The following is a 5277-nucleotide window of genomic DNA, read 5'->3' as shown; positions in this document are numbered from 1 at the left end:
CGGCGACTCCTACGATAATGCGATGGCAGAGAGTATCAACGGGTTGTACAAAACGGAGGTTATCCACCGCGGGAGCTGGAAAAACCGGACGGAAGTGGAGTTGGCCACGCTGGACTGGGTGGACTGGTACAACAACAGAAGGCTGCTCGGGCGGCTGGGTTACATCCCTCCTACTGAAGCCGAAATGAACTATTACGCTTTGCAATTAGCATCAGAGGAAGCGGCGTAGTATTGCCAAAATTACTCTCTAATAAACTCGGGGTTATTCAGTCGCTTTACCCCGACGCCCGATACCCTGATGGAGCTGACGGTGGGCCGCGGCGATGGTAAGGCCCGTTATGCCGGGCGTGGTATGGACGGCACCCGTTTTGCACGGGAAAGCGTCGGCCTGCGCTTCGAGCAGCACGCATTGGGCGAGGTGCTGGAAAGCGTCGAGATGCAGGGCTGGTACCATTACACCGATCATGTCATGGACAATCATGCCCGCTGCGGGGCGCGACGAATGCACTGCCAAAACAGCGCCACGTCCGGTAATTGGACCCCCAGTCGTAGCAACGTCGATCGCCTGACGCTGGGTGGGCGCGGTATCGGCACCTGGCAATGGCAGGAGGTACAGCTGCAGGGCGGGGCGGATATTCAGGTCAATTGGCATCGGAGAAACAGCAGCGGCCATTGGCAGCAGGACGCCCAAGTTCAGGATAGCGGGCTGTTTGCGGAGCTCAGTTGGCAATTCAAACCGGCGCAGACGCTAATAAGCGGTATGCGGCTTGAACATACCGCGGCGGAGTATAACGGCGCGCGCAGAACAGAGCGCCGCAGCGAAGTGTATCCCGCCGCCTTTGTTCGTCTGGAGCATCAGGCCGAGACGTTGCCGTTGATGGCCTATGCCGGCGCCGGACTGAGTGAGCGATTTTTAGATTACTGGGAACTTATCACGCTTAAAGCCGGCCGCGGGGCCGGGCAGGACGCCTTTTACCGGCTAAAACGTGAGAAAACCGCCCAGATTGATATTGGCGCACATCTGCAGCTTGCGCCCGTGGACGCCTGGGTCTCGGCCTATATTGGGCAGGTGCGGGACTTTATCTTGTTCCGCTACGGTGTTCCGTTCGCCGATAAAAGCCGCCATCGCGGGGGATAACCGTTTAACCGCTCATCTCACCGGTGCTACACTGTCAATTTAACGCCCCTGCGTAAGGCAATGGCATGCGATTAAGTCAGGTAGTGAGAAGTGGTCCCGGTCAGTATCTTTGTCAGACCGGCGCATTGGGTTTTCTGGCACCAAAGTTACAGCATTTTCAGCAACCTTGTATTATTGCCGGCGAAAAGTCGCTTGCCGCGTTTAAGCGCGCCATGCCGGAAACAACGGCGACAGCGGCGGCCGGCGCGGATGTTCTCATTGGCATTGGCGGGGGTCGCGCGCTGGACACGGCTAAAGGCACCGCCGAATTGCTGAATGTGGAATATATCACCCTGCCGACGGTGCTCGGCACCTGCGCGGCCACTACGCCGCTCTCGGCAGTCTATTGGCCGGATCATGCGTTCCGCTCGGTGGATTATTACCACCGTTCCGCCTATCTGACCCTGGTGGATTTGGCGTTGCTGATTACCTCGCCGCGCGATTATTTTCTCGGCGGCATCGGCGATACGCTGGCGAAATGGTATGAAGCGGAAGCCATTACCCGCCATCAGCCGGCGGAAACCCTGCCGGTCATGGTGCGTATGGGGCTGGCGGCGGCGCGCGAATGTCGAGACGTCTTATTGCGCGATACGCCGGCGGCGTTGGACAGTATGACGGCGGGGGAGGTGTCGCCGGCGTTTCAGCGCGTGGTGGAGGCAATCCTTGCCGTAGCGGGCATGGTGGGCGGTTGCGCAGGGGAGTCGGGACGGATGGCCGGTGCGCATGCTATCCATAACGCCATGAGCCACCTGCCGGAAACCCATTCGGTGCTGCACGGCATGAAAGTCGCTTACGGCATTCTGGTACAGCTGGTCGCCACCGGCGATGAGCAGGAAGTCGTGCGGCTACTGCCTTTTTATCGCCACAACGGTTTTCCTTATAATTTTGCCACACTGGGCATCACTACGCCCGCCGAAGAGGCCATCGGGCTGCTGGCGCATTATGCCGCCAGGGAGCAAGAAACGTTTCGGCTGGCGCTGCCCGGCGTGACCGAAGAGCAGATCGCAGCGGCGCTGCGCCGGGTGGAGCAACTCGCGTGCGACGCGTATAGCCTTTCTGGCGCGGGTCGTTAACAAGGTCCGCCAGCGTTTATGGCCAAAACAACAGGAGGACACACTATGTCCGCAGAAAAAACCCCCGTATGGTTTATTACCGGCTGCTCGACTGGCTTTGGCCGGGAGTTGGCGCAACGCGTACTGGCGCGCGGCTGGCGGGCGGTTGTCACCGCTCGCGATGTTGAACAGGTCACGGCGTTGACGCAGAATGCGCCCGACCGCGCTTTGGCGGTGGCGCTGGATGTGACCCATGAGGCGGCGATTGCCAACGCCGTCAAGGCGGCGGTCGACAAGTTTGGTGCTATCGATGTTCTGGTCAATAATGCCGGTTACGGCTACCAAAGCGCCGTCGAGGAAGGCGTCGAGGAAGAGATCCGCGCGCAGTTCGACACCAATGTGTTTGGTCTGTTTGCCTTGACCCGCGCGGTGCTGCCGCTGATGCGCGCGCAGCGCCAGGGGCATGTCATTAATATTACCTCGGTGGCGGCGCTGGTGGGTTTCCCCAGTTCCGGCTACTACGCGGCCAGCAAGCATGCCGTCGAAGGCTGGTCCGACGCGCTATGGGCGGAAGGCGCGCCGCTGGGTATCAAGGTCACCTGCGTCGAACCGGGGCCGTTTCGCACCGACTGGGCCGGGCGATCCTTGCGCCAAACGCCAAGCGCCCTTGCGGATTACGCCGCCACCGCCGCAGCGCGGATGCAAACCACCGCCGCCAACAGCGGTAAGCAGGCCGGCGATCCGGTGCGCGCCGCCGACGCTATGCTTGATCTTACCCTGCACGCGCGGCCGCCGCGCCATCTGCTGCTGGGTGCCTGGGGTTTTGAGACGGTGACCGGCAAATTACGCGAGCGGTTGGATGAAATAGAAGCCTGGCGTGATGTCAGTCTCGGCGCTGATTACCCGCAACAGGAGTGATACGCAGCGGCTGCGCCGGCGGCCTTTTGGCAGCGAAGGCTGCTCTGAGGCCGCTAGCAATCCCGGTGGCGCCGGGGTGTGGCAGGCCTGCCGCGCTGAGGCCGCGCCGGCACTCGCGGCGGCGCTCATGCGCAGCAAAGTGACTGCTCTGAGGCCGCGTTGTCATCGCCGGCGTTGATCATCCCTGGCTTGCCTGGCGCTGTGCGCTCGCGTCACCGCCGCAGGTAAACTTGCGGCACGCCATCCTCTTCCTGAGTCTGCACCCGGAGATCGGCCTGGTAGCAGGCGCTCAACTGCGCTTCGGTTAACACCTCTGCCGGCGTCCCGCTGGCGACCAGCCGACCTTGCTGTAACAGCAGTATCCGATCGGCCCACAACGCCGCCAGATTCACATCATGTAATACGCAGCACACCGCCAGCTTGCCTGTGCGGGTAAGTTGATACAGCAGGCGCAACAGCGACTGCTGATGATAGAGATCCAGCGCTGACGTGGGCTCATCCAGAAACAGCCAGCCCGCCGGGCCGTCCTGCCGCCACAGCTGCGCCAGCGCCATTGCCAGCCGGACCCGCTGCTGCTCGCCGCCGGACAACCGGCGAAACTCTCGCGACGCCAGCATTTCGCAGCCGGTTAACGTCATGACCTCGGAAAGCAAGCTCGCCTCGGGCGTGCCGGACCAAGGCGCAGGGCGCGCGCGCCATCGCCAACACGTCGCTGACCCGGAAAGGAAACGCCACGCTGCCTTGTTGAGCCATCACCGCCCGCCGCCGCGCGAGCTGGGCGGCAGGCCAGGCGGCCATCTCACGTCCCTGCAACCGGCACCGTCCCTGCAGAGGACTGAGATAGCCGCTCAACAGTCGCAACAGCGTCGATTTCCCGGCACCGTTGGGGCCAATCAGCGCCACCATTTCTCCCGGCGCCAACGTCAGCGAGACGTCTGCAATCAGCATGCGGCCGCCGGCGCGGTAGTGGAGATTGTCGGCGTGCAATAGGGCGTCAGACACCGGCCGCCTCCCGTCTGCGCAGGATAAGCCACAAAAACCACGGCCCGCCCAGCAGACTGGTCAAAAGCCCCACCGGCATCTCCGCCGGCGCCACGGCGGTACGCGCGACCGTATCCGCCAGTAGCAGCAAAATGGCGCCGGCCAGTGCCGCGCCGTGCAAAAGCCAGCGGTGATCGGCGCCCAGCGTCATGCGCACCAGATGCGGCACCACCAGACCCACAAAGCCGATAACGCCGCTGACCGCCACCGCCGCCGCCACCAGCAGCGCGCTCGACAGCAGCAGACGCCGCTGAGTACGTTTGACATGAATACCCAAATAATGCGCTTCCTCCTCACCGAGCTGCAGCACATTGAGCGCGGTGGATAAACGCTGCACCACCAGCGCCGCCGGCAGTATCAGGGAGGCGGCGGCGGCCACCGTCGGCCATTGGGCCTGCCCGAGACTGCCCATGCCCCATAATGACAGTTGGCGCAACTGTTGATCGTTGCTCAGCCAGGATAGCACGCCGGTCGCGGCGCCGCATAAGGCATTGATGGCGATACCGGCGAGCAGCAGCCGTGCCAGACCGGCGCTAAAACTGCTGAGTGAAAAAATCACTAAAGTGACCACCAGACTGCCGACAAAGGCCGCCGCCATCGATGAGTACAGTGCGAGAATGGGCGGCAGCGTCCAGGGCAGCACCACCACCAGACCGACCGCCAACGCCGCGCCGCTGCTGATACCCAGCAGACCGGGATCCGCCAGCGGATTGCGAAACAATCCCTGCATCACCGCACCGGACAGGGCCAGCGCGGTGCCCACCAGCAGCGCCAGCACGACCCGCGGCAGCCGGATATGGAACCAGATTTGCCAGAGCATACCGTCGCCGGGGCTGCGCCAGACATCGTAAAGCGTAAGGCGCATGGCGCCGAAGCCGGCCGCGGCGGCGGCCAATACCAGCAGCAGCGCCGCCATGGCACCCAAGGTAAGCAGAGGTTTATTATGACGCATAGGGCCTCAGGGCATAGGTATCTACACATTTATCGTGATACCTGTTATTACTTTGCAGAATGATTTCAACCTATCTGTTGGCGGGATTGACTCTCGCCTTACCCGCCGATATCAGACGCTGGTTAAACAGCATATGA

At 62.3% G+C, this 5277-nt stretch carries 5 protein-coding genes and 1 pseudogene; 4 read left to right on the top strand and 2 right to left on the bottom strand.

The window, feature by feature from the left end; all coding sequences use genetic code 11:
- The 4 genes from CINSTRO3249_RS12455 to CINSTRO3249_RS12440 form a co-directional block, all read left to right on the top strand.
- The coding region (locus tag CINSTRO3249_RS12455; RefSeq protein WP_143146879.1) for an integrase core domain-containing protein at positions 1 to 229 on the top strand (229 nt) is incomplete at its 5' end.
- Positions 230 to 250: 21 nt separating this feature from the next.
- Positions 251 to 1138, top strand: coding sequence for a TonB-dependent receptor domain-containing protein (locus CINSTRO3249_RS12450; protein WP_256381673.1), 888 nt, complete (start codon positions 251 to 253; stop codon positions 1136 to 1138).
- Positions 1139 to 1221: 83 nt separating this feature from the next.
- Positions 1222 to 2250, top strand: a complete 1029-nt coding sequence (locus CINSTRO3249_RS12445; protein ID WP_217265397.1) for an iron-containing alcohol dehydrogenase family protein — start codon at positions 1222 to 1224, stop codon at positions 2248 to 2250.
- A gap of 45 nt (positions 2251 to 2295) precedes the next feature.
- Positions 2296 to 3147, top strand: a complete 852-nt coding sequence (locus CINSTRO3249_RS12440; protein ID WP_074013515.1) for an oxidoreductase — start codon at positions 2296 to 2298, stop codon at positions 3145 to 3147.
- Positions 3148 to 3359: 212 nt separating this feature from the next.
- On the opposite strand, the pseudogene CINSTRO3249_RS12435 reads toward CINSTRO3249_RS12440, so the two are convergent.
- Together CINSTRO3249_RS12435 and CINSTRO3249_RS12430 are read right to left on the bottom strand one after the other, a co-directional pair.
- Positions 3360 to 4095, bottom strand: a pseudogene (locus CINSTRO3249_RS12435) (heme ABC transporter ATP-binding protein).
- A 46-nt stretch (positions 4096 to 4141) separates the two neighbouring features.
- On the bottom strand, positions 4142 to 5140 hold the full coding sequence (locus CINSTRO3249_RS12430) for a FecCD family ABC transporter permease (protein WP_074013514.1): 999 nt from the start codon (positions 5138 to 5140) through the stop codon (positions 4142 to 4144).
- Between the last annotated feature and the right edge of the window lie 137 nt (positions 5141 to 5277).

The organism is Candidatus Sodalis sp. SoCistrobi (assembly GCF_900143145.1).
GTDB lineage: Bacteria > Pseudomonadota > Gammaproteobacteria > Enterobacterales > Enterobacteriaceae > SoCistrobi.
The sequence above is the reverse complement of the archived record's forward strand: the minus strand, read 5'-3'. Positions and strand labels throughout refer to the sequence as shown.

Coding starts and splice junctions, on each gene's coding strand:
- CINSTRO3249_RS12440 (WP_074013515.1), top strand. CDS start 2,296: ATGTCCGCAGAAAAAACCCCCGTATGGTTTATTACCGGCTGCTCGACT.
- CINSTRO3249_RS12430 (WP_074013514.1), bottom strand. CDS start 5,140: ATGCGTCATAATAAACCTCTGCTTACCTTGGGTGCCATGGCGGCGCTG.